The following is a 21,292-nucleotide window of genomic DNA, read 5'->3' on the forward strand; positions in this document are numbered from 1 at the left end:
AGGGCTAGGGTGAGGGTTTAGGGTGAGGGTTTAGAGTGAGGCTCATCTATTAAATACTACACAAACTCAGCAAACTCTTTGATAAATTTTTGCAAATTCGCTTTGACTTCTTCGGCGACAATTTCGCCTTGTTCATTAAACACGCCACCAAAAATCCCCGCTACTTGGGCGACATTTGGTAATAATTTGGTGTTGACATAATGGGCTGTCACTAAGGCTTTTAAGCTCGCCGTGACGCCAGCGCCGTCGGTGGCGGTCACGGTCACCACGCCCGCCGGCTTGCCAATCCAAAGGCTTTCGCCTGATGGACGTGAACCAATATCCACCGCATTTTTTAACACGGCCGGCACGCTGCCGTTGTGTTCTGGGCTAACGAATAAAATCCCGTCAGCCGCTGCAATTTGTTGGCGGAAACGCACATATTGCGTTGGGCTGTTTTCGTCTAAATCACGGTCATATAAAGGTAAATCCGCAATCTCAACAAAATTCAGTTGAATATTTTCAGGCGCAATGGCTTGTAAGTGTTTCGCCACGATTTGGTTAAATGATGTTTTGCTGTGACTTCCCACTAAAACGGCAATTTGTTTTGTCATGTTATTTTCCTTATGATTGTATGGATAGAAAGATTAGACCAAATCAAACAATAAAAATTCAACTTGGTTTTCGGTTTTAATTTGTAACGCCTGTTCGGCTTTAATCGCCACGGCGTCACTCGTATTTAATGCCTCGCCATTCACGGATAAGCGACCATGCACCACTTGCAACCAATAACTGCGGTGTAAATCTAACGGAATTTCCACCGCACTTTCGGCCTCAAATTGGTAACGCCATAATTTCATATCCTGATAAATTTTAAATGATCCCTCACTCGCCTCGGGGGACAAAATCAAGGTGCCACCTTGTTTATCGGCAAAGTGACCTTGGGCATATCTTGGCGTAATGTCTTTTTTATTCGGGATAATCCAGATTTGATATAAATGTAAAGTTTGCTCTGCATCTGGGTTGATTTCTGAATGGAAAATCCCCGAACCTGCCGACATAATTTGAAATTCGCCCGCCTTTAATTCGGTTTGATTTCCCATGCTGTCTTGGTGCGCCACACGGCCATTTAACACATAGGTCAAAATTTCCATATTGTCATGGGGATGTTTGCCAAAACCTCGTTCTGGGGCAATAAAATCTTCATTGATCACCCGTAAATGGGAAAAATGAATATGACGAGGATCGTAATAGCTGCCGAACGAAAAAGTATGGGCGCTTTTTAGCCAATCAAATGAACCATCACCACGGTCTTGTGCGTATCTTGTTTGTAGCATTAATTTCTCCAATTTTATTTAGGATTCAGTTTACTCGCAAGGTGAGCGGAAATAAATAGCCATTTTATGAAAACATTATTTACCATAAAGAAAATATACAAATAAAAACCACCGCACTTTTTACTGGAAAAGCCCTATTTTTTCTGGTAGCTTATAACTGCTGCCAAGTGTGTTCTTGGCTATTTTTTCATGTTCTTACGTAATAGACTATTTATTCAGATTAAGAGGGAAAATAATCATGACCAATATCATTCATACCGACAACGCCCCCGCCGCCATTGGCCCTTATGTCCAAGCGGTGGATCTCGGCAATCTTGTTTTCACTTCGGGCCAAATTCCCGTCAATCCTGCCACCGGTGAGGTGCCAACGGATATCGTGGCGCAAGCTCGTCAATCCTTAGAAAATATCAAAGCCATTGTGCAACAAGCGGGTTTAAGCGTGGCGGATATTGTAAAAACCACGGTATTTGTGAAAGACCTCAACCACTTTGCGGCGGTGAATGCGGAATATGAACGTTTCTTCCAAGAAAATCAACATCCGAATTTCCCTGCTCGCTCTTGCGTGGAAGTCGCCCGTTTGCCAAAAGATGTGGGCTTAGAAATTGAAGCCATTGCCGTGAGAAAATAATATGGCCTCCGCATTTAAATTAATCGGTTTCGATTTAGACGGCACCTTAGTCAACAGCTTGCCTGATCTGGCTTTATCGGTCAATTCAGCCTTGGCTGAATTTGATTATCCACAAGCAGATGAAAATTTAGTGCTGACGTGGATTGGTAACGGCGCCGAGGTGTTAATTAGCCGTGCTTTAGCTTGGGCAGAACAACAAACCAGTCGCACCTTAGACGAAACGCAAATCACCCAGTTAAAACAGCGTTTTAATGTGTTTTATGGTGAAAATTTATGTAACGTAAGCCGTTTATACCCGAATGTCAAAAGCACATTAGAACAATTAAAAGCCTGTGGTTTTATTTTGGCGGTGGTTACCAATAAACCGACGCAGCACGTATTACCTGTGCTGCAAGCCTTTGGGATCGACCATTTATTTAGCGAAACCCTCGGCGGACAATCTTTGCCTGCGATTAAACCACACCCCGCACCGCTGTATTATTTATGCGGTAAATTCGGGTTTTATCCGCACCAAATGTTATTTGTGGGGGATTCCCGCAATGATATTTTAGCCGCACATAATGCGGGTTGTGCAGCCGTCGGCTTGACTTACGGCTACAATTACAATATCCCGATCAGCGACAGTCACCCCGATTGGGTGTTGGATGATTTTGCGGATATTCTCAATATCGTGTAAACTGCGGTGAATTTTATTAACGTTTTTAAGGAACAGAAAATGAGCAAACCCGTTGTATTAAGTGGCGTACAGCCATCTGGCGAATTAACCATTGGAAACTATCTGGGTGCCTTACGTCAGTGGGTGAAAATGCAAGACGATTTTGAATGTCTGTTTTGTATCGTGGATTTACACGCCATCACCGTGCGCCAAGATCCTGCGCAATTACGCAAAGCGAGCCTTGACGTCTTGGCGTTATATTTAGCTTGCGGTATCGATCCAAACAAAAGCACCATTTTTATTCAATCCCATGTGCCAGAACATACGCAATTAGCGTGGGCGTTGAACTGTTACACTTATTTCGGTGAAATGGGGCGCATGACGCAGTTTAAAGATAAATCCAGTAAACATGCGGACAATGTGAACGTGGGGCTATTTACTTACCCTGTGTTAATGGCGGCAGATATTTTGTTATATCAAGCCAACCAAGTCCCGGTGGGCGAAGATCAGCGTCAACACCTTGAAATTACCCGTGACATTGCGCAACGTTTTAATGCCTTATACCCAACGGAAAAAGGCGAGATTTTTGTGGTGCCAGAAGCCTTTATCCCGAAAGCAGGGGCAAAAATTATGGCATTGCAAGAACCGACCAAAAAAATGTCCAAATCGGATGACAACCGTAACAATGTAATTACGTTGTTAGAAGATCCGAAATCTGTCGAGAAAAAAATCAAGCGTGCCATGACCGACGGCGAAGAACCGCCAGTAGTGCGTTATGATCCGCAAAACAAAGCGGGTGTATCGAATTTATTGGAAATTCTATCGGTAATTCGTGATGTACCGATTGCGGATCTCGAAAAAGAATTCGAGGGGCAAATGTATGGTCATTTAAAAGGTGCCGTGGCGGAAAGCGTGGTGAACATGTTGACAGAATTACAGGAACGTTTTTATCACTACCGCAATAACGAAACCTTGTTAAACCAAATTGCCGCAGAGGGCGCGAAAAAAGCCCGTGAACGTGCGTCAAAAACCTTGGCGGATGTTTATCAGGCGATTGGGTTTGTGCCGGCGCAATAAGGTTTTACCCTCACCCTAGCCCTCTCCCAAAGGGAGAGGGGATGGTTTTGAGGTTAATTAAATTTAAATACTCCCCTCATTCAGCCCCTCTCCCTTTGGGAGAGGGAACGATTTTGAAGTTAATTACAATTTAAATATTCCCCTATTCAATTCCCTCTCCCTTTGGGAGAGGGCTAGGGTGAGGGTAATATTTCAGGAAAGTCTATGAAATTATTCAAATTAATTACCGCACTTTGTGCCTTAACCACAGCAACGCTAGCGCAAGCCGTGGATTACAATATCAAATACAGTTCAAACTACCTGATGCCCGCCTACGTGCATTTCAGCGAAAGCGGCGCCAACTATTCCATCACCGCTAAAATCAACGTGCCATTATATAATATCCAGTTTATTTCTTCTGGCACCCATGACAACCGTAATTTTACTATGTTGAATTACAAAGACACCCGCAACAGCAACACCTATGCCCTCGCCAAAATCAACGGTAAACAAATTGAATACGGCAAAGTCAAAAGCGGTTTAAATACAGAAAATGTTGATAACACCGTGTACGATTTATTTACCATGGCATTTCAGCTCACCTATTACGATAAATTGCCGAATAACTTTATTATTACCAACGGTAAAAAACTTTATCCAATGGATAATGTATTTGTGAAAAAAAGCCAACGCAATGTCAGCGTGGCAGGAAAAAATGTCGCAGAAATTACTTATACCTTTAAAACGGGCGATAAAGACATTACCGTGAAAAAATACCAAGGTGAGCAATTTCCACGTTATTTAAAATACACCCGTGATGGCGATAATTATGAATTAACCTTTAGTGAAATGATGAAATAACCCTTTCCGTTCAACACGTCATTTAACCCCGCAGTCACCTGTGGGGTTTTCTTATATCGTAAAAAAAACGCAAAAAAAGACCGCACTTTGGCGGTCTTTCGCTTGTTATTTAAGGCCTAGGCCAGATTACCATTGGTAACCTACGCCCACGCTACCTGTCACGTCACCACGAGAGTTACCACTACCGGTTAATTTCAAGATCACTTTACCATTGTCGCTCGCTGTAGAGTAACCTACCGCAATGGCTGATTCGCCACGATAAGTCCCCGCACTGGCAGACATCATGGATTTACCAGGAATGTAAACCTGTGGTAAACCTGCTGCTGCGGCCACACCGGCAATACCGCTACGTAATTTGCGGTCTACTTTGCCAACACGGTCGTTTACTGCATTTAACTGGTTCACGTTTACAGCGTCAGTGCCTTTCACCCCTGGGGCGACATTGCTGATCACTTTACCGCCCGCATCAACACCACTGGTGCTTAATGATGGACCATTGGTGATACCAATAAAGTTTGATGCCGTGACGTTGTTTAACGAGATGTCCTCAGCTAAACCATAGGTGACAGTTGGGTTCGCTGTGTCAGCATTTGAAATGCTTGCCACTAAGTTTTTGCCCGCTGCGTAAGTCACGTTATCACCCGCAGAAATCTGGGTTGAACCATTGGATGCGGTCACTTGCGTGTCGTTGTTTGCCACGGTTACTGTGTGATAGGCGTCGTTAATGCGTTGCGCCACCGTACTTGCGTTCACTAAGGCTTGACCCGCAGTGCTATTAGCATCTGGTACGTTCATGCTGCCCGTACCGCTCGGCGTAATATCACCAGTCACTGCAGCGACCACAGTTTGTGTAACCACAGAACCATCTGCGTTGGTTAACGGCTTGCCGTCGCTACCCAATACCGGCACAGTTTTGGTGGTAATGGTGGTATTGTCGGTGTTCACATCAAAGCTCACATCAACGCCGTTTACCGTTTCTGTACCATCATCGTTTTTGGTCACGTTTGCAATAACATTAGCCGTGGTGCCGTTGCCGTTAGCATATTTCACTGAATCATCAGCAGCGATTTTTTCTACCACGTTGCCATTGCTGTCTAACACTTCATAACCTGAGGTTAACGCATATAATTGGCTACCGTTAATCGCATCGGTTGACGTCGCAGAAATATCACCTGCAGCCACACCTGTTAATTTAGCGGCCTCACCACCTGTGCTTAAGTTCAAACCGTTTTGAACTTTCTTGCCGTCTTTATCTTCAACCACATTGGCACTGATTTTGGTGTTGCCAATGGTCACGCTATTCACATCAATATCATCACTTAACGCATAAGTCACATTGGTGACACCCTCTGTGGTTTCGGTATCAATTTTTGAGACTAAGTTTTTACCAGCCACATAAGTGACGGTATCGCCTGCGTTAATTTTTTGTGCGTTGCTTGCGCCTTGTTCAAAGGTTTCATCATTGCCTGCCACATCAACGGAGTGATAAGCCATGTTAATTGCATCTGCCACGGTTGAGGCATTAACTAATGCTGCACCATTGTCAATAGCCGTTAATGCGGTTGCATCTGCATTGACGACACCGTTAGTGACATCGCTTGCTTTGTAGGTTTTACCATCAACAACCACCGTGTCCGCAGGTTTCACTTCGGCACCTGTACTGTCTTTGTAGCTTGTACTTGGTTCCACAGCGACTTTACCGTTGTTTGCCTCAGAGTCTAATGCCACGGTTGCTGTCACCACTTCTAATGCACCATCACTGTTTACAGCGATTGTGCTGTTATCCGCTTTCACGTTGAACGTCACATTTGCAATCGTATTGTCATCATTCATGGATACGTTAGCCACGGTACCTGTACCATTTACGAAGTTCACGGTATCGTAGGCTTTCACGAAGTCTTTTGCTCCACCGTTTTCTTGTAAGTTCCAACCTGCATTTAATACATCGCCCACTGTCGCCGCTTTGGTTTCATCCACTTCTGTTGGTGCCTTTTGAGATACCGTGTTTGGATTGTCTGTATCGCTTTTTGCGGTACTGTTGGTGACTGGCAAGGTGCTGTTTAAACCGGTAATTGCATTTTCGACAATCACAACAGGTTCTGTGACATCTTTTGCATCAACAGGGTAAGTCACGCCATTGACAGTGTAAGAGTAATTTCCGTCTTCATCTTGTGTTAAGTCGTAAACGTTGCCTTTTTCGTCTTCATAAGTTGGTTTACCTACCACCACAGAGTTGACTTCAATATCATCACTTAACGCATAAGTCACATTGGTGACACCCTCTGTGGTTTCGGTATCAATTTTTGAGACTAAGTTTTTACCGGCTACATAAGTGACGGTATCGCCTGCGTTAATTTTTTGTGCGTTGCTTTCGCCTTGTTCAAAGGTTTCATCTGTGCCTGCTACATCAACGGAGTGATATGCACTGTTAATGGCATCCGCCACGTTTTTCGCGGAAACGAAACCTGTTGGGTTTTCGGCTACGCCAACTTTACCTGTTGTTGTGCCTGTGGCTAATTCATCATCAGACGCAGCTTTACCACCTGCAGGTAAAATGTTACCGGCATCAGATAACGCAATTTTTACTTGGTATACGCCCTCATCGGTTGTTTCACCTTTCACGGTGACACCGCTACCTGCCACAAAATCAACTTCTTGAGCATTGGTGACTGCCTGTGTATAGTCGTTGTCTGACGTCGAAACCACCCAACCTAAGTTTTTAAGGTCATCTACGGTCACCACATTGCTGCCGTCTGCGGAATCTAAATCCACTAAATCACCCGCTGCAGATGAAGTGGTTTCATTGCCTGAAGTGGTGTAGTTGCTTAAATTAGATGTCACGCCTGTGATGGTTGCTTTTTCTGCAGTCACTTCATCGTCATCACCCGTCACAAGGTTGCTGACTTTTAAGCCAGAGCTTGTGTGATCGAGGAAGACATCACCGATAGTGACGTTTTCAAATTTTGGATTATCCACGGTCGCTACAGTCACGTTCGTGACGCCGTTCGCTTCTACGCTTACGTTGGTAATCATATTTTTACCCGCCACGTAGTTTACGGTGTCGCCTGCGTTAATGGCTTGAGCTGTACCGCCTTGGGTAACCGTTTCAGTGGTTTTAGTCGCATTCACAGAGTGATAAGCGGCGTTAATTGCGCTTGCCACAGTGGAGGCGTTAACTAAGCTGTCGCCTGTGCCAACTGTTAATGCAGTTGCACCATCATTTACCACGCCATTCGTCACATCGCTTGTTTTGTAAGTTTTACCATCGACTTCAACCGTATCGGTTGCAACAACGTCATTACCCTTGCTGTCGGTGTAAGTATTTGCTACTGCTACTGTACCGTTACCTGCAGTAGTATTTAAAGATACATTTGCAGTAATAACTTGCACATCACCATCGCTGTTTACAGTAACCGTTTTGTTGTCTGTATTTACGTTATAAGAGATCTCGGATTTTTGAACTTGAGTACCATCATCAAGCTCATAATGAACTTTATTAGATGTTGCAGTTGTGCCTGTGCCGTTTACAAAGTTCACGGTATCGCTTGATTTCACGGTATCATCAACATCAGTTCCGTTTTCTTGCAACGTCCAACCTAAGTTTAATAAGGTGTCAGTTACAGAATAAAGTTGTGAACCGTTGATTGCATCGGTTGAATTTGCAGTTACTTCACCCGCACCCACGTTTTTAAGCTGACGTTCGTTACCTACTGAACCAATACTTACATATTGACCTGAGTTATTTGCTACTGCACCTGCGAAGTTTAAAAAATCAACGTTTGCAATGGTTGCATTTTCTTCGTGAACAGTTTTTGCAGCGGCTGAACCGTTACCTAACACCACAGAACCTGCGTCAGTTGCAGTTGCACCTGTACCGATTGCGGTTGCGTTAGTTGCGTTTGCTGTAGAACCTGTACCAAATGCTTGTGCGTCAGTTGCAGTTGCATTCGCACCACGGCCGATAGCCGTTGCGTTAGTTGCGTTTGCATAACTACTTTGACCCATTGCCATTGCAGAAGTCGCTGTTGCATTAGAAGCAGGACCGATAGCTGTCGCCCAACGACCGCTTGCAGAAGAGTTTGTACCATAAGCACTTGAACTTTCGCCTGATGCTTTAGAGGCTAAACCTGTGGCCGTTGAGGCATAACCTGTTGCACTTGAGCTTGTACCAGTTGCAGTTGCACCTTGTTGCGTTGCTTGAGATACCGCACCCGTTGCTGTTGCACCCACGCCTGTTGCTGCAGAATTAAAACCTGTTGCGACTGCATTTGTCGTGTTTGCTGTTGAACCCCAACCTACTGCCGTTGCTTGTTTGTCTGATTCAGCAGAAGTACCAATCGCTGTTGAGTGGGTATCTGTGGTTGTAGCATTTATACCTATGGCGATAGATTGATCATAAGAAGCTGTAGCTCCCCCACCGATGGCAATCGTGTTACTGTTAACAGCATTAGCGCCATCACCAATCGCCACACCGCCTGAACCGCCTGCAAAAGCATTATTACCAACTGCAACCGCACTTTGCCCTAAAGTACCTGTTGTTGCACCGTTACCGATAGCCACGGCTGATGAGGCTGCACCATCTTGTGAGTTTACCGCTGAATTTTTACCAATCGCAATGGCCTCTGAACCATTAGGTACTGTACCTGTATCAAGCGTATATTGTTCTGATGCCAACGCTGCACCTGATGCACCGATTACTGCTGCGCCGATCGCACTTAAGCCTAGCACTTTGGCTAATTTATTTGTTTTTGATTTTGTTTTGCCGTGTGCTTTAGACAATTCCGATACCGCAACCCAAGAGCCTGTGGCCGCATTCCAAATAACTTTAAAGACTTGATTCATGTGTTTTACTTTCTCCTAAAAAGCGAAACTGCCGTAAATTAAACATAAAAGCTAATCTACCGCAGTTAAAAATTTAACATAGATTCCACAGACCATCTGTGGCATGGGCGACATTATAGGCCGTCATTTTTCATAGGGCAACCACTTTTTTGTCAGCAAAATGTAAAGTTTGCTTGCTTGCTTGCTTGCTTGCTTGCTTGCTTGCTTGCTTGCTTGCTTGCTTGCTTGCTTGCTTGCTTGCTTGCTTGCTTGCTAGAGAGTGTAACCTATTGATTTAATAGATGGTAGCTATTTCCTTTTTGGCCGTTTTAAAAAATGTGAAAAAAACACCGCACTTTTTATGTTTGCTTTTAATACAAAAAGTGCGGTGTTTTTTAAGGCGATTTTTTTGATTTGCTCTGGGTCAATTATTCGCCGATTAAATCATAAATCTCCGTATCTTTGCGATCTAAATAATGGGTCGATTGAATACGACGAATGGTGCGAGATTTGCCTCGGATCAGCAAAGTTTCCGTGGTTGCCAAATTGCCCTCTCGTTGAATCCCTTTTAGCAATTCACCGTTGGTGATGCCGGTGGCTACAAAGGCAAGATTGTCATCTTTGGCTAAATCTTCTAAACGTAGAATCTGATTCACGGCAACGCCTTGTTGTTCACAACGGCGAATTTCCTCCTCGCCAATTTTTCGATTTTCAGGGCTGTCGCCTTTCACTTGATGACGTGGCAATAAACGGGCTTGCATATCGCCGCCCAAGGCACGCACGGCCGCTGCCGTGACCACGCCCTCGGGTGCGCCACCAATGCCATAAAGCATATCCACACCGCCATTGGGCAAGCAACATAATAATGCACCCGCCACATCACCATCTGGAATCGCAAACACTCGGGCGCCCACTTGCTGAATTTTCTTAATCACCTCATCATGACGAGGTTTAGCCAATACCATCACGGTTACTTGGCTCATGGATTTCCCCAATTTTTGCGCCACACGGCGGAGGTTTTGTTCAATCGGCAAACTTAAATCAATCATGCCTTGCATTTCCGGCCCCACCACCAATTTTTCCATATACATATCGGGCGCCCGCAAGAACGTCTCTTTTCCGCCCGCTGCCAACACAGAAATGGCGTTCGCTTGCCCCATAGCGGTCATACGAGTACCATCAATCGGGTCTACCGCAATGGCCACTTGCTCGCCTTTTCCTGTACCTAATTTCTCGCCAATATACAACATCGGCGCCTCGTCAATTTCGCCCTCGCCGATCACCACTTCGGCATCCATCTCCATTTGATTCAGCATAAAGCGCATGGCTTTCACCGCTGCGTCGTCCGCCGCATTTTTATCCCCTCGCCCTAACCAAGCAAAAGCAGCCAGTGCGGCGGCCTCGGTAATACGTGAGAATTCAATCGATAATAATCTGTTCATGTTGCCATTTCCTCTGTTGGATTAAATTGCCGTTATTTTAGCACCAGTTTGCGCCCTGTGTTCTGGTGAGCATGAAAAAATTCGCTGTTCTGACCATTTTTTCTCATTTGCCACTTTTAAAAACGGGCATATATGGGTAGAATACTGAGTAACACTTACATTATTTTTTAAAGGAATTTATTATGTCATTAGAAATTTTAGATCAGCTAGAGGGTAAAATCCGACAAGCCGTTGAAACTATTCAATTACTTCAATTAGAAGTAGAAGAATTAAAAGACAGAAATCAACAAGCTCAACAAGCCTATGATGCGTTACGTAATGAAAATGAGCAATTAAAAGTCGAACATGATAGCTGGCAAGAACGTTTACGTTCATTGTTGGGACAGATTGATAACGTTTAAATATTATCTCAAAAATGAAAACCCACTTTCGTGGGTTTTTCTTTATGCTTAATACACCCCGAAAATAGCTCGCAAATAACTCGCCACCGATTCATCTTTATTCAAGCCGATTTTTTCGAATTGCGGTAAGGCAGTAAGCAATCTCGGATCAGCATTGGCCATAATGCAACCTTTGCCCACTTCTTCCAGCATTTCTTTATCATTCATGCCGTCGCCGAAAGCGATACATTGGGATAAATCGTAGTCACGTTGCTTTAATAGCTCGGAAAGTGCGGTAGCTTTTGACACGTTTTTATTCATCACTTCTAGGCATTGTGGCGTAGAATAAATAATAGCCGTTTGATCACCGTATTTTTCTTTTAAGCGTTGTTCTAAAGGCAACAAATCTTCCAACGTACGTCCGATAAAAAAGATTTTTTGGCAATGTTTGCCATGATGTTTGGCAAAATCTACTACTTGATAGGTAAAGCCACTTTCTTGGTGATATTTGTTTAATTCGGGAATATCCACATTGATAAACCAGTCCTCGCCTTGATAACTGTTTAAACAAACTTTGTACGGATCAAAGGGTTCTTGCATTATGTCAAAAGCCAACTGTTCAGGTAAATAATTGCTGTAAATTAACTCGCCTTGCAAATTATGCACTTCCGCACCGTTGGAGGTGATCATGGCGGCGTTTTCGATGTTCATTTTATTTAAAATAAAGGCAACATCTGGATAGCCACGTCCTGTGGCGAGAACAATATCCACATTTTTAGCCGCCACTTTTTCAAGGGTCGCAGCGGTAAATTCACCGACCACATGATGAGCGTTTAACAAGGTGCCATCCATATCGGACACCACGGCACGGTAAGGCAAGTTTTGCATTTTTTATCCTTAAATCTGGTATTTTTTGAAATTATAGCAAAAATCACTAAAAAATGACCGCACTTTTCTCAATAAAGAGTAGGAATAATAAGAAAGATCGTTATAATGAAGAATATTACGCTAAAACAATAACGAATTTGCAGGTACAACAATGAATGGAGCAAGATTAGTCACTGAATGTCTGAAAGCTCAGGGTGTCAACATTGTGTTTGGTTATCCCGGTGGAGCGATTATGCCTACGTATGATGCCCTTTATGATTGTGGCATTGAACATTTTCTTTGTCGTCATGAACAGGGTGCAGCCATGGAGGCCATTGGTTATGCCAGAGCCTTGGGCAACGGCACCGTGGGGGTGTGTATTGCCACCTCTGGCCCCGGTGCAGCCAACCTTGTCACCGGTTTGGGGGATGCGTTTATGGACAGCATTCCGGTGGTCGCCATTACAGGGCAAGTGGCTAGCCACTTAATCGGCACGGATGCGTTCCAAGAGGCGGACGTGTTGGGGTTGTCATTGGCTTGTACTAAACACAGTTTTATTGTGCAATCGGTGGATGAACTGCCTGAAATTATCGCCAAAGCCTTTCAAATTGCTCGCAGTGGTCGCCCCGGTCCTGTCTTAGTGGATATTCCTCGTGATATTCAACTGGCCCCCACCGAGGCGAAACCGGTGGTGTATCCGGCGTTAGCCCCACAAAAAGTCCCAACGAGTAAGCTCGAAAGTGCGGTGCAATTATTAAAAAATTCAAAGAAACCGGTGCTTTATATTGGCGGTGGGGTTGGTATGGCAAATGCCACAACGGCCTTACGTCAATTTATTGCGACGACCCAAATTCCTTGCGTGTCAACCTTAAAAGGCTTAGGCACGATTCCTGCCAATACCCCTTATTATATGGGCATGATTGGCATGCACGGCACGAAAGCCGCCAATTTAGCGGTGCAAGAGGCGGATTTATTGGTGGTGTTAGGGGCAAGATTTGATGACCGTGTGACAGGCAAATTAGACACCTTTGCCCCTCATGCCAAAGTAATTCATGGGGATATTGATGCGGCGGAAATTAATAAATTACGCACCGCAGATGTGGCATTGCAAGGGGATTTAATTCAAATTCTGCAAGGCTTGAGCCAACCGTTAAACATTCAACCTTGGCGTGACAATATTCAGCAGTTAAAACAACAATTTGATTTTACTTATGGGAAAAATCAAGGGGCAGGAAATATTGAACCGACTTGGTTATTGCATGAATTATCTGATAAAAAAGCCCCAACCGATATGATTGTGACTGACGTAGGACAGCACCAAATGTGGTCAGCACAACATATTGATTATTATGCCCCAGAGAATTTTATTACTTCAGCAGGGTTCGGCACCATGGGCTTTGGCTTGCCTGCGGCTATTGGTGCTAAAATGGCACGTCCGCAAGATCAGTCGATTTTAGTCACGGGTGACGGCTCAATTATGATGAATATTCAAGAATTGGGGGCCGTGAAATCCTATGATGTGCCAGTGAAAATTGTGTTGTTAGATAACCAACGTTTAGGCATGGTGCGTCAATGGCAATCCTTATTTTTTAATGAACGCCACAGTTCCACGATTTTAGATGACAACCCAGATTTTGTCACACTGGCGAAAGCCTTTGATATTGCGGGTGAACGTATTGAGAAAGCCAGTGAAGTGAATGCGGCGTTAGATCGTTTGTTGCAGTCACCCACCGCCTATTTCTTGCATGTTTGCATTCCACCGGAAGAATGTGTCTGGCCGTTAGTGCCACCGGGTGCATGCAATGCGGATATGTTAGAAAATTAATCGGGGAGAAAATATGTTATTACATGAATTAACCATTGTGGCTAATCCAAGTCCTGAAGTGCTTGAACGCATTTTACGTGTTGTCCGTCTGCGTGGGTATAGCGTGACCAAATTAACCATGAAATTGGAAAACGATAAAGTTTGGTTAGATTTTTGTGTGACCAGTACGAGAGAAATTCATTTGTTGATCAACCAATTAGCGAAATTGCATGATGTGGTTGATGTAAGTTGTGATTAATTATTATTCAATTTGTACTCACATTATAATGTAGGGGCGTATTGCATACGCCCAATTTAAGATCGAGCAATAGGGCGTATGCAATACGCCCCTACATGTGAATAGATGTGAATTTTAGATCTAAATTAGAAATTTATTGGAGAGATTATCTATGCCTAAATTACGTTCAGCGACCTCAACACAAGGTCGCAATATGGCAGGTGCACGTTCCTTATGGCGCGCTACTGGTATGAAAGAGGGCGATTTCGGTAAACCGATTATTGCTGTGGTCAATTCCTTTACCCAGTTTGTTCCCGGTCACGTTCACCTAAAAGATTTAGGGCAGTTAGTAGCGGCAGAAATTGAAAAAGCAGGCGGGGTGGCGAAAGAATTTAATACGATTGCGGTAGATGATGGCATTGCCATGGGACATGGCGGTATGCTGTATTCCTTGCCAAGCCGTGATTTAATTGCCGATAGCGTCGAATATATGGTAAACGCTCACTGTGCTGATGCGATGGTGTGTATTTCCAACTGCGACAAAATCACCCCAGGGATGTTAATGGCTGCCATGCGGTTAAATATCCCGGCGATTTTTGTGTCTGGCGGGCCGATGGAGGCGGGTAAAACCAAATTATCCGATCAATTAATTCGTTTGGACTTAGTAGATGCCATGATTGAGGCGGCTGATCCGAATGTCAGTGATGAGCGTATTGATGCCATTGAACGTAGTGCTTGCCCGACTTGCGGATCTTGTTCAGGTATGTTTACCGCAAACTCCATGAACTGTTTAACCGAGGCGCTTGGTTTGAGTCTACCGGGCAATGGTTCTTGTTTGGCCACGCACGCCGACCGTAAGGAATTATTCTTAAAAGCTGGTCGTCAAATTGTGGAGCTATGCAAACGTTATTATGAACAAGATGATGAAAGCGTTCTGCCACGTTCCATTGCCACCTTTGATGCCTTTGAAAACGCCATGAGTTTAGATATTGCCATGGGCGGTTCCAGTAATACCGTCTTGCATTTATTAGCCACGGCACAAGAAGCAGGGGTAGATTTCACCATGGCAGATATTGACCGTCTTTCTCGCAAGGTGCCTTGTTTAAGCAAGATTGCTCCGAATACCAATAAATACCACATGGAAGACGTACATCGTGCAGGCGGGATTATGGGGCTTGTGGGCGAGTTAGATCGTGCAGGCTTAATTCATCGCCACACTAACACAGTGCTAGGTTTAACCCTTGAAGAACAGTTAAATCAATACGATATTATCCGTAACCGTGATCCAGAAAACTTAAAATTCTACCGTGCAGGTCCTGCGGGGATTCGCACCACTAAAGCATTCTCGCAAGACACTCGTTGGGATACGGTGGATGATGACCGTGTTAGTGGTTGTATCCGCAACAAAGAAAATGCCATTTCGCAAGAGGGCGGTTTGGCCGTGTTATTCGGTAACATTGCCCAAGATGGTTGTATCGTCAAAACCGCAGGCGTAGATGAATCCATTTGGAATTTCACTGGCGAGGCCATTGTGTTTGAAAGCCAAGAAGACGCCGTATCGGGTATTCTTGGTGGCAAAGTCAAAGCGGGCCATATCGTAGTGATCCGTTACGAGGGGCCAAAAGGTGGCCCAGGTATGCAAGAAATGCTTTATCCGACGAGCTATTTAAAATCCATGGGATTGGGCAAAGCCTGTGCCTTGTTAACAGACGGTCGTTTCTCAGGTGGAACATCAGGGCTTTCCATTGGTCACTGTTCCCCAGAGGCCGCATCTGGCGGTGCCATTGGCTTAGTGCGTGATGGGGATAAAATCGCCATTGATATTCCAAACCGTGGCATTGAATTGTTGGTGTCTGAGCAAGAATTAGCCCAACGCCGTATTGAACAAGATGCCAAAGGTTGGCAACCCGTTAACCGTGAACGTGAAGTGTCCTTTGCCTTAAAAGTATTCGGGCATTTTGCGACGTCAGCGGATAAAGGGGCGGTGCGAGATAAAAGCAAACTATAAATTCCTTTCTTCGTTCCCTCTCCCTTTGGGAGAGGGCTAGGGTGAGGGTAAAATCATTTAAACAACCCTCACCCCGACCCTCTCCCATAGGGAGAGGGGGATTTTTTTATAATCATTAACAATAAAACTGCGGTGAAAAAATGACAAATAATTTACCCAATCAACCCACAGGTTCAGACTATTTAAAAGCGGTCTTAAGTTCCAAAGTCTATGAATTAGCACAAGTTACCCCCTTGCAACCCATGCAAAAATTATCGGAAAAATTGGGCAATCAAATTTTGGTGAAACGTGAAGATCGTCAACCTGTGCATAGTTTCAAATTGCGTGGTGCTTATGCCATGATTGCAGGTTTAACCGAACAACAAAAAGCAGCTGGCGTAATTACCGCCTCTGCTGGCAATCACGCTCAGGGTGTTGCCTTATCTGCTCAACATTTAGGCCTAAAAGCCTTAATTGTGATGCCACAAAATACACCGTCAATTAAGGTTGATGCGGTGCGTAGTTTTGGTGGCGAAGTCTTTTTATATGGTGCCAATTTTGATGAGGCCAAAGCCAAATCCATTGAGCTGTCGCAAACCAAACAAATGACCCTGATTCCACCATTCGATCACCCTGCTGTGATCGCTGGGCAAGGTTCATTAGCCATGGAATTATTACAGCAAAATAGCCATATCGACCGTATTTTTGTACCCGTCGGCGGTGGTGGTTTAGCGGCGGGAATTGCGGTGTTAATCAAGCAACTTTTACCTGAAATTAAAGTGATTGGTGTCGAAAGTAAAGACAGTGCTTGTTTATATGCCGCATTAAAAGCAGGTGAGCCAACAGACTTAGAGCGTGTCGGTTTATTTGCTGACGGTGTAGCAGTCAAACGTATTGGTGATGAAACATTCCGTCTTTGCCAACAATATCTTGATGATGTGGTGCTAGTGAACGGTGATGAAATTTGTGCGGCCATGAAAGATATGTTTGAAAATGTCCGTGCTGTGTCTGAACCCTCTGGGGCGTTGTCGTTAGCGGGTCTAAAAAAATACGTTAAACAACATAATATTCAGGGCGAAACCTTAGTCAACGTGCTATCTGGTGCTAACTTGAATTTCCATACCTTACGTTATGTGTCTGAACGTTGCGAGATCGGCGAAAAACAAGAAGCCTTGTTTGCTGTCACTATTCCAGAACAACAAGGTAGTTTCTTGAGATTCTGTCAAATTCTTGGGCAAAATCCGGTGACGGAATTTAACTATCGTTATGCTGATGAAAAGCAGGCCTGTATTTTTGTCGGGGTGCGTATTACCGGTGAACAAGAAAAACAAGCGATACTCAAACAGCTCCGTGATAATGGTTATAATGTACAAGATTTATCCGATGATGAAATAGCCAAAACCCATATTCGTTATATGATCGGTGGACGTTCAAACAGCCAGTTAAACGAACGTTTATATAGTTTTGAATTCCCTGAACAAAAAGGAGCGTTGCTCAATTTCTTAGCCACCTTAAACACCACCAATACCAATATTTCACTTTTCCATTATCGTGCCCATGGTGCAGATTATGGCAATGTGTTAGCGGGTTTCCAAGTGGAAGAAGATAATCTTTCAGTATTTACGCAACAGCTCGAAAAAATCGGTTACAGCTATCAAGATGTCACGGAAAGTGTGGCTTATCGGTATTTTCTAGTGGGGTAAAAACTGACTGAAGAAATACCGCATTTTTCCAACTTAGGTACACGTATTTTCCGTTTATCGTGACTATCTTGGCAGACATAAAAAAGGGGTGTATTCAATAATACGCCCCTACTATTTATTGGTTAAATCGTTAATTATTTAACAATTTTTGCTACCACACCAGCACCAACGGTACGGCCACCCTCACGGATAGCGAAACGTAAACCTTGGTCCATGGCGATTGGGTGGATTAGGCTCACAGTCATTTTGATGTTGTCGCCTGGCATAACCATTTCCACGCCTTCTGGTAATTCGATGGTACCTGTTACGTCAGTTGTACGGAAGTAGAACTGTGGACGGTAACCTTTGAAGAATGGAGTATGACGTCCGCCTTCTTCTTTTGATAATACGTAAACTTCTGATTCGAAATCGGTGTGTGGGGTGATTGAACCTGGTTTAGCAAGCACTTGACCACGTTCGATTTCTTCACGTTTTGTACCACGTAATAATGCACCGATGTTTTCACCTGCACGACCTTCGTCAAGTAATTTACGGAACATTTCAACACCAGTTACAGTTGTTTTCGCAGTATCTTTGATACCCACGATTTCAACTTCGTCACCAGTACGTACGATACCACGTTCTACACGACCAGTTACCACAGTACCACGACCAGAGATTGAGAATACGTCTTCAATTGGTAATAAGAACGGTTGGTCAATCGCACGCTCAGGTTCTGGGATGTAAGTATCTAAGTGGTTCGCTAACTCAACGATTTTTTCTTCCCATTCTGCGTCGCCTTCAAGGGCTTTTAAGGCAGAACCACGTACGATTGGAGTATCGTCGCCAGGGAAATCGTATTGTGAAAGTAATTCACGTACTTCCATTTCGACTAATTCTAATAACTCTTCGTCATCTACCATGTCGCATTTGTTTAAGAATACGATGATGTATGGCACGCCTACTTGGCGACCTAATAAGATGTGTTCACGAGTTTGTGGCATTGGGCCATCTGTTGCTGCAACGACTAAGATTGCACCGTCCATTTGTGCCGCACCAGTGATCATGTTTTTAACATAGTCGGCGTGTCCCGGACAGTCAACGTGTGCGTAGTGACGAGTTGGAGTATCGTATTCAACGTGTGAAGTGTTGATGGTGATACCACGTGCTTTTTCTTCTGGTGCATTATCGATTTGGTCGAATGCACGAGCAGCACCGCCGTATTTTTTTGCTAATACAGTGGTAATTGCTGCTGTTAAAGTTGTTTTACCATGGTCAACGTGGCCGATTGTACCCACGTTAACGTGCGGTTTTGTACGTTCAAATTTTTCTTTAGACACTTTTCAGTTTCCTTTTGTTAGTCCCTAAAACTGCGGTGCAATTTTAGGGAGTTTTTGTTAAATAAAGTTTTATTTACGACGAGATTCGATTACTGCCTCAGCCACGTTTTTCGGTGCTTCAGCATATTTTAACGGTTCCATTGAGTAAGATGCACGACCTTGGGTTTGTGAACGCAAGTCAGTGGCATAACCGAACATTTCGGATAATGGCACTTCGGCATTGATTTTCACCACAAATTCGTTAGCCTCTTGACCGTTCACCATGGCACGACGACGGCTTAAGTCACCGATTACATCACCCACGTAGTCTGGTGGAGTTTCCACTTCAACTTTCATGATTGGCTCAAGTAACACTGGGTTTGCACGGTTAAATGCAGATTTAAATGCTAATGATGCAGCCAATTTAAACGCTAACTCAGAGGAGTCAACATCATGGTATGAACCGAAGTGTAAACGAACACCTAAATCTACTACCGGGTAGCCCGCTAATGGACCTGATTTAAGTTGTTCTTGAATACCTTTGTCAACCGCAGGAATGTATTCACCAGGAATCACACCACCTTTGATTTCGTTGACGAATTCATAACCTGGACCTTCTGGATCTAATGGGTACATATCGATCACAACATGACCATATTGACCACGACCACCAGATTGTTTTGCGTGTTTACCTTCCACATCGTTAACACGAGTACGGATAGTTTCACGGTAAGATACTTGTGGTTTACCGATATTGGCTTCCACTTTGAACTCACGACGCATACGGTCAACGATGATATCTAAGTGTAACTCACCCATACCTGAAATGATGGTTTCGCCAGACTCTTCATCCGTGTGAACACGGAATGACGGGTCTTCTTGGGCTAAACGACCTAAAGCAAGACCCATTTTTTCTTGGTCAGCTTTAGTTTTTGGTTCAACCGCTACAGAGATTACTGGCTCTGGGAATTCCATACGTTCAAGAATAATTGGTTTATTCATATCACATAAGGTATCACCGGTACCGACTTCTTTTAAGCCGATGGCTGCGGCGATATCGCCCGCACGGACTTCTTTGATTTCTTCACGTTTGTTAGCGTGCATTTGTACGATACGACCAAAACGTTCACGTTTATCTTTCACGGAGTTTAAGATCGTTGCACCAGATTCAACCACACCAGAGTAAACACGGAAGAAAGTTAAGTTACCTACGAATGGGTCAGTGGCAATTTTGAATGCCAATGCCGCAAATGGTTCGTCATCGCTTGCGTGACGTTCACCTTCGGTTTCATCAGGGTTGATACCTTTGATGGATTCAATATCGGTTGGTGCTGGTAAGTAATCAATTACCGCATCAAGCATGGCTTGAACACCTTTGTTCTTGAACGCTGAACCACAAGTCACTAAGATGATCTCAGTGGCTAAGGCACGTTGACGCAAACCTGTTTTGATTTCTTCTTCGGTTAATTCTTCACCACCTAAGTATTTTTCCATTAACTCTTCTGAAGATTCTGCTGCTGCTTCGATTAGGTTTTGATGCCATTCTTCACAAGCATCAGCCATATCCGCAGGAATATCTTCATAAGTAAATGTCATACCTTGGTCAGCTTCGTTCCAGTTGATCGCTTTCATTTTTAACAAATCAACCACACCCGTGAAGTTATCTTCTGCACCGATTGGAAGTTGTAAAGGAACGGCATTACCACCTAAGCGAGTTTTGATTTGCTCAACCACACGTAGGAAGTTTGCACCTGTACGGTCCATTTTGTTGACGAACGCAATACGTGGTACTTTATATTTGTTAGCTTGACGCCATACGGTTTCAGATTGTGGTTGAACACCACCTACCGCACAGTACACCATTACCGCACCATCAAGTACACGCATTGAACGTTCTACTTCGATAGTGAAGTCAACGTGTCCCGGAGTGTCGATTACGTTGATACGGTGTTGTGGATATTGTTGTGACATACCAGACCAGAATGCAGTCGTTGCCGCAGAGGTGATGGTGATACCACGTTCTTGTTCTTGTTCCATCCAGTCCATTGTGGCGGCACCGTCGTGTACTTCACCGATTTTGTGACTTACACCAGTATAGAACAAAATACGCTCAGTAGTAGTTGTTTTACCCGCATCGATGTGCGCACTGATACCGATATTACGGTAAAGTGATATAGGGGTTGTACGAGCCATTATTATTACCTTGTTTTGGTTTAATTAAATTCTTTATATGGGT

General features: G+C 44.1%; 17 protein-coding genes. 10 read left to right on the top strand and 7 right to left on the bottom strand.

Features of this window, described 5'->3' with window-relative positions; genetic code table 11:
- Positions 1-56: 56 nt before the first annotated feature.
- Both ACTG7Q_RS02020 and ACTG7Q_RS02025 read right to left on the bottom strand, forming a co-directional pair.
- Positions 57-593: an NADPH-dependent FMN reductase gene (locus tag ACTG7Q_RS02020; protein ID WP_439240308.1), complete on the bottom strand. Its 537-nt coding sequence runs from the start codon at positions 591-593 to the stop codon at positions 57-59.
- Between the two features lie 33 nt (positions 594-626).
- A complete protein-coding gene (locus ACTG7Q_RS02025; protein WP_439240310.1) occupies positions 627-1,316 on the bottom strand; it encodes a pirin family protein in 690 nt (229 codons plus the stop codon).
- 238 nt (positions 1,317-1,554) lie between these two features.
- Between ACTG7Q_RS02025 and ACTG7Q_RS02030 the strand changes: the two genes are divergently transcribed.
- From ACTG7Q_RS02030 to ACTG7Q_RS02045, 4 genes are all read left to right on the top strand, one after another.
- The gene (locus ACTG7Q_RS02030) at positions 1,555-1,944 is read left to right on the top strand and encodes a RidA family protein (protein WP_439240312.1); all 390 of its coding nucleotides are present in this window, start codon (positions 1,555-1,557) and stop codon (positions 1,942-1,944) included.
- A 1-nt stretch (position 1,945) separates the two neighbouring features.
- Positions 1,946-2,620, top strand: a complete 675-nt coding sequence (locus ACTG7Q_RS02035; RefSeq protein ID WP_439240314.1) for a phosphoglycolate phosphatase — start codon at positions 1,946-1,948, stop codon at positions 2,618-2,620.
- A gap of 39 nt (positions 2,621-2,659) precedes the next feature.
- On the top strand, positions 2,660-3,676 hold the full coding sequence (trpS, locus tag ACTG7Q_RS02040; RefSeq protein ID WP_439240317.1) for a tryptophan--tRNA ligase: 1,017 nt from the start codon (positions 2,660-2,662) through the stop codon (positions 3,674-3,676).
- 204 nt (positions 3,677-3,880) lie between these two features.
- Positions 3,881-4,516, top strand: a complete 636-nt coding sequence (locus ACTG7Q_RS02045) for a hypothetical protein (protein WP_439240319.1) — start codon at positions 3,881-3,883, stop codon at positions 4,514-4,516.
- 126 nt (positions 4,517-4,642) lie between these two features.
- On the opposite strand, the gene ACTG7Q_RS02050 is transcribed toward ACTG7Q_RS02045, so the two are convergent.
- Positions 4,643-9,358, bottom strand: coding sequence for a YadA-like family protein (locus tag ACTG7Q_RS02050; RefSeq protein WP_439240321.1), 4,716 nt, complete (start codon positions 9,356-9,358; stop codon positions 4,643-4,645).
- A gap of 149 nt (positions 9,359-9,507) precedes the next feature.
- On the opposite strand from ACTG7Q_RS02050, the gene ACTG7Q_RS02055 reads away from it, so the two are divergent.
- Positions 9,508-9,636 carry a hypothetical protein gene (locus ACTG7Q_RS02055; RefSeq protein WP_439240323.1) on the top strand — a complete coding sequence of 43 codons (129 nt, stop codon included), beginning with the start codon at positions 9,508-9,510 and terminating at the stop codon, positions 9,634-9,636.
- Positions 9,637-9,765: 129 nt separating this feature from the next.
- Here the strand turns inward: ACTG7Q_RS02055 and glpX are convergent, their stop codons facing one another.
- A complete protein-coding gene (gene glpX, locus ACTG7Q_RS02060) occupies positions 9,766-10,779 on the bottom strand; it encodes a class II fructose-bisphosphatase (protein ID WP_439240325.1) in 1,014 nt (337 codons plus the stop codon).
- Positions 10,780-10,961: 182 nt separating this feature from the next.
- On the opposite strand from glpX, the gene zapB reads away from it, so the two are divergent.
- Positions 10,962-11,180: a cell division protein ZapB gene (zapB, locus tag ACTG7Q_RS02065; protein WP_439240327.1), complete on the top strand. Its 219-nt coding sequence runs from the start codon at positions 10,962-10,964 to the stop codon at positions 11,178-11,180.
- A gap of 48 nt (positions 11,181-11,228) precedes the next feature.
- On the opposite strand, the gene ACTG7Q_RS02070 is transcribed toward zapB, so the two are convergent.
- Entirely contained in the window at positions 11,229-12,047 is an 819-nt protein-coding gene (locus ACTG7Q_RS02070; protein ID WP_439240329.1) for a Cof-type HAD-IIB family hydrolase, read from the bottom strand.
- Positions 12,048-12,198: 151 nt separating this feature from the next.
- Here ACTG7Q_RS02070 and ilvG point away from each other — a divergent pair, with 151 nt between their 5' ends.
- The 4 genes from ilvG (at position 12,199) to ilvA (ending at position 17,758) form a co-directional block, all read left to right on the top strand.
- Complete coding sequence (gene ilvG / locus ACTG7Q_RS02075; RefSeq protein WP_439240331.1) at positions 12,199-13,851, top strand: acetolactate synthase 2 catalytic subunit; 1,653 nt, start codon at positions 12,199-12,201, stop codon at positions 13,849-13,851.
- 13 nt (positions 13,852-13,864) lie between these two features.
- Positions 13,865-14,089 carry an acetolactate synthase 2 small subunit gene (gene ilvM / locus ACTG7Q_RS02080; protein ID WP_439240333.1) on the top strand — a complete coding sequence of 75 codons (225 nt, stop codon included), beginning with the start codon at positions 13,865-13,867 and terminating at the stop codon, positions 14,087-14,089.
- Positions 14,090-14,240: 151 nt separating this feature from the next.
- Complete coding sequence (gene ilvD / locus ACTG7Q_RS02085) at positions 14,241-16,076, top strand: dihydroxy-acid dehydratase (protein WP_439240335.1); 1,836 nt, start codon at positions 14,241-14,243, stop codon at positions 16,074-16,076.
- Positions 16,077-16,216: 140 nt separating this feature from the next.
- Complete coding sequence (ilvA, locus tag ACTG7Q_RS02090) at positions 16,217-17,758, top strand: threonine ammonia-lyase, biosynthetic (RefSeq protein ID WP_439240337.1); 1,542 nt, start codon at positions 16,217-16,219, stop codon at positions 17,756-17,758.
- A 134-nt stretch (positions 17,759-17,892) separates the two neighbouring features.
- Here the strand turns inward: ilvA and tuf are convergent, their stop codons facing one another.
- The gene (gene tuf / locus ACTG7Q_RS02095) at positions 17,893-19,077 is read right to left on the bottom strand and encodes an elongation factor Tu (RefSeq protein WP_439240339.1); all 1,185 of its coding nucleotides are present in this window, start codon (positions 19,075-19,077) and stop codon (positions 17,893-17,895) included.
- A 69-nt stretch (positions 19,078-19,146) separates the two neighbouring features.
- The gene (gene fusA, locus ACTG7Q_RS02100; protein WP_439240342.1) at positions 19,147-21,249 is read right to left on the bottom strand and encodes an elongation factor G; all 2,103 of its coding nucleotides are present in this window, start codon (positions 21,247-21,249) and stop codon (positions 19,147-19,149) included.
- Between the last annotated feature and the right edge of the window lie 43 nt (positions 21,250-21,292).

Origin of the sequence: Lonepinella sp. BR2474, assembly GCF_051851555.1 — a bacterium.
In the GTDB taxonomy this organism is placed as follows: domain Bacteria; phylum Pseudomonadota; class Gammaproteobacteria; order Enterobacterales; family Pasteurellaceae; genus Lonepinella.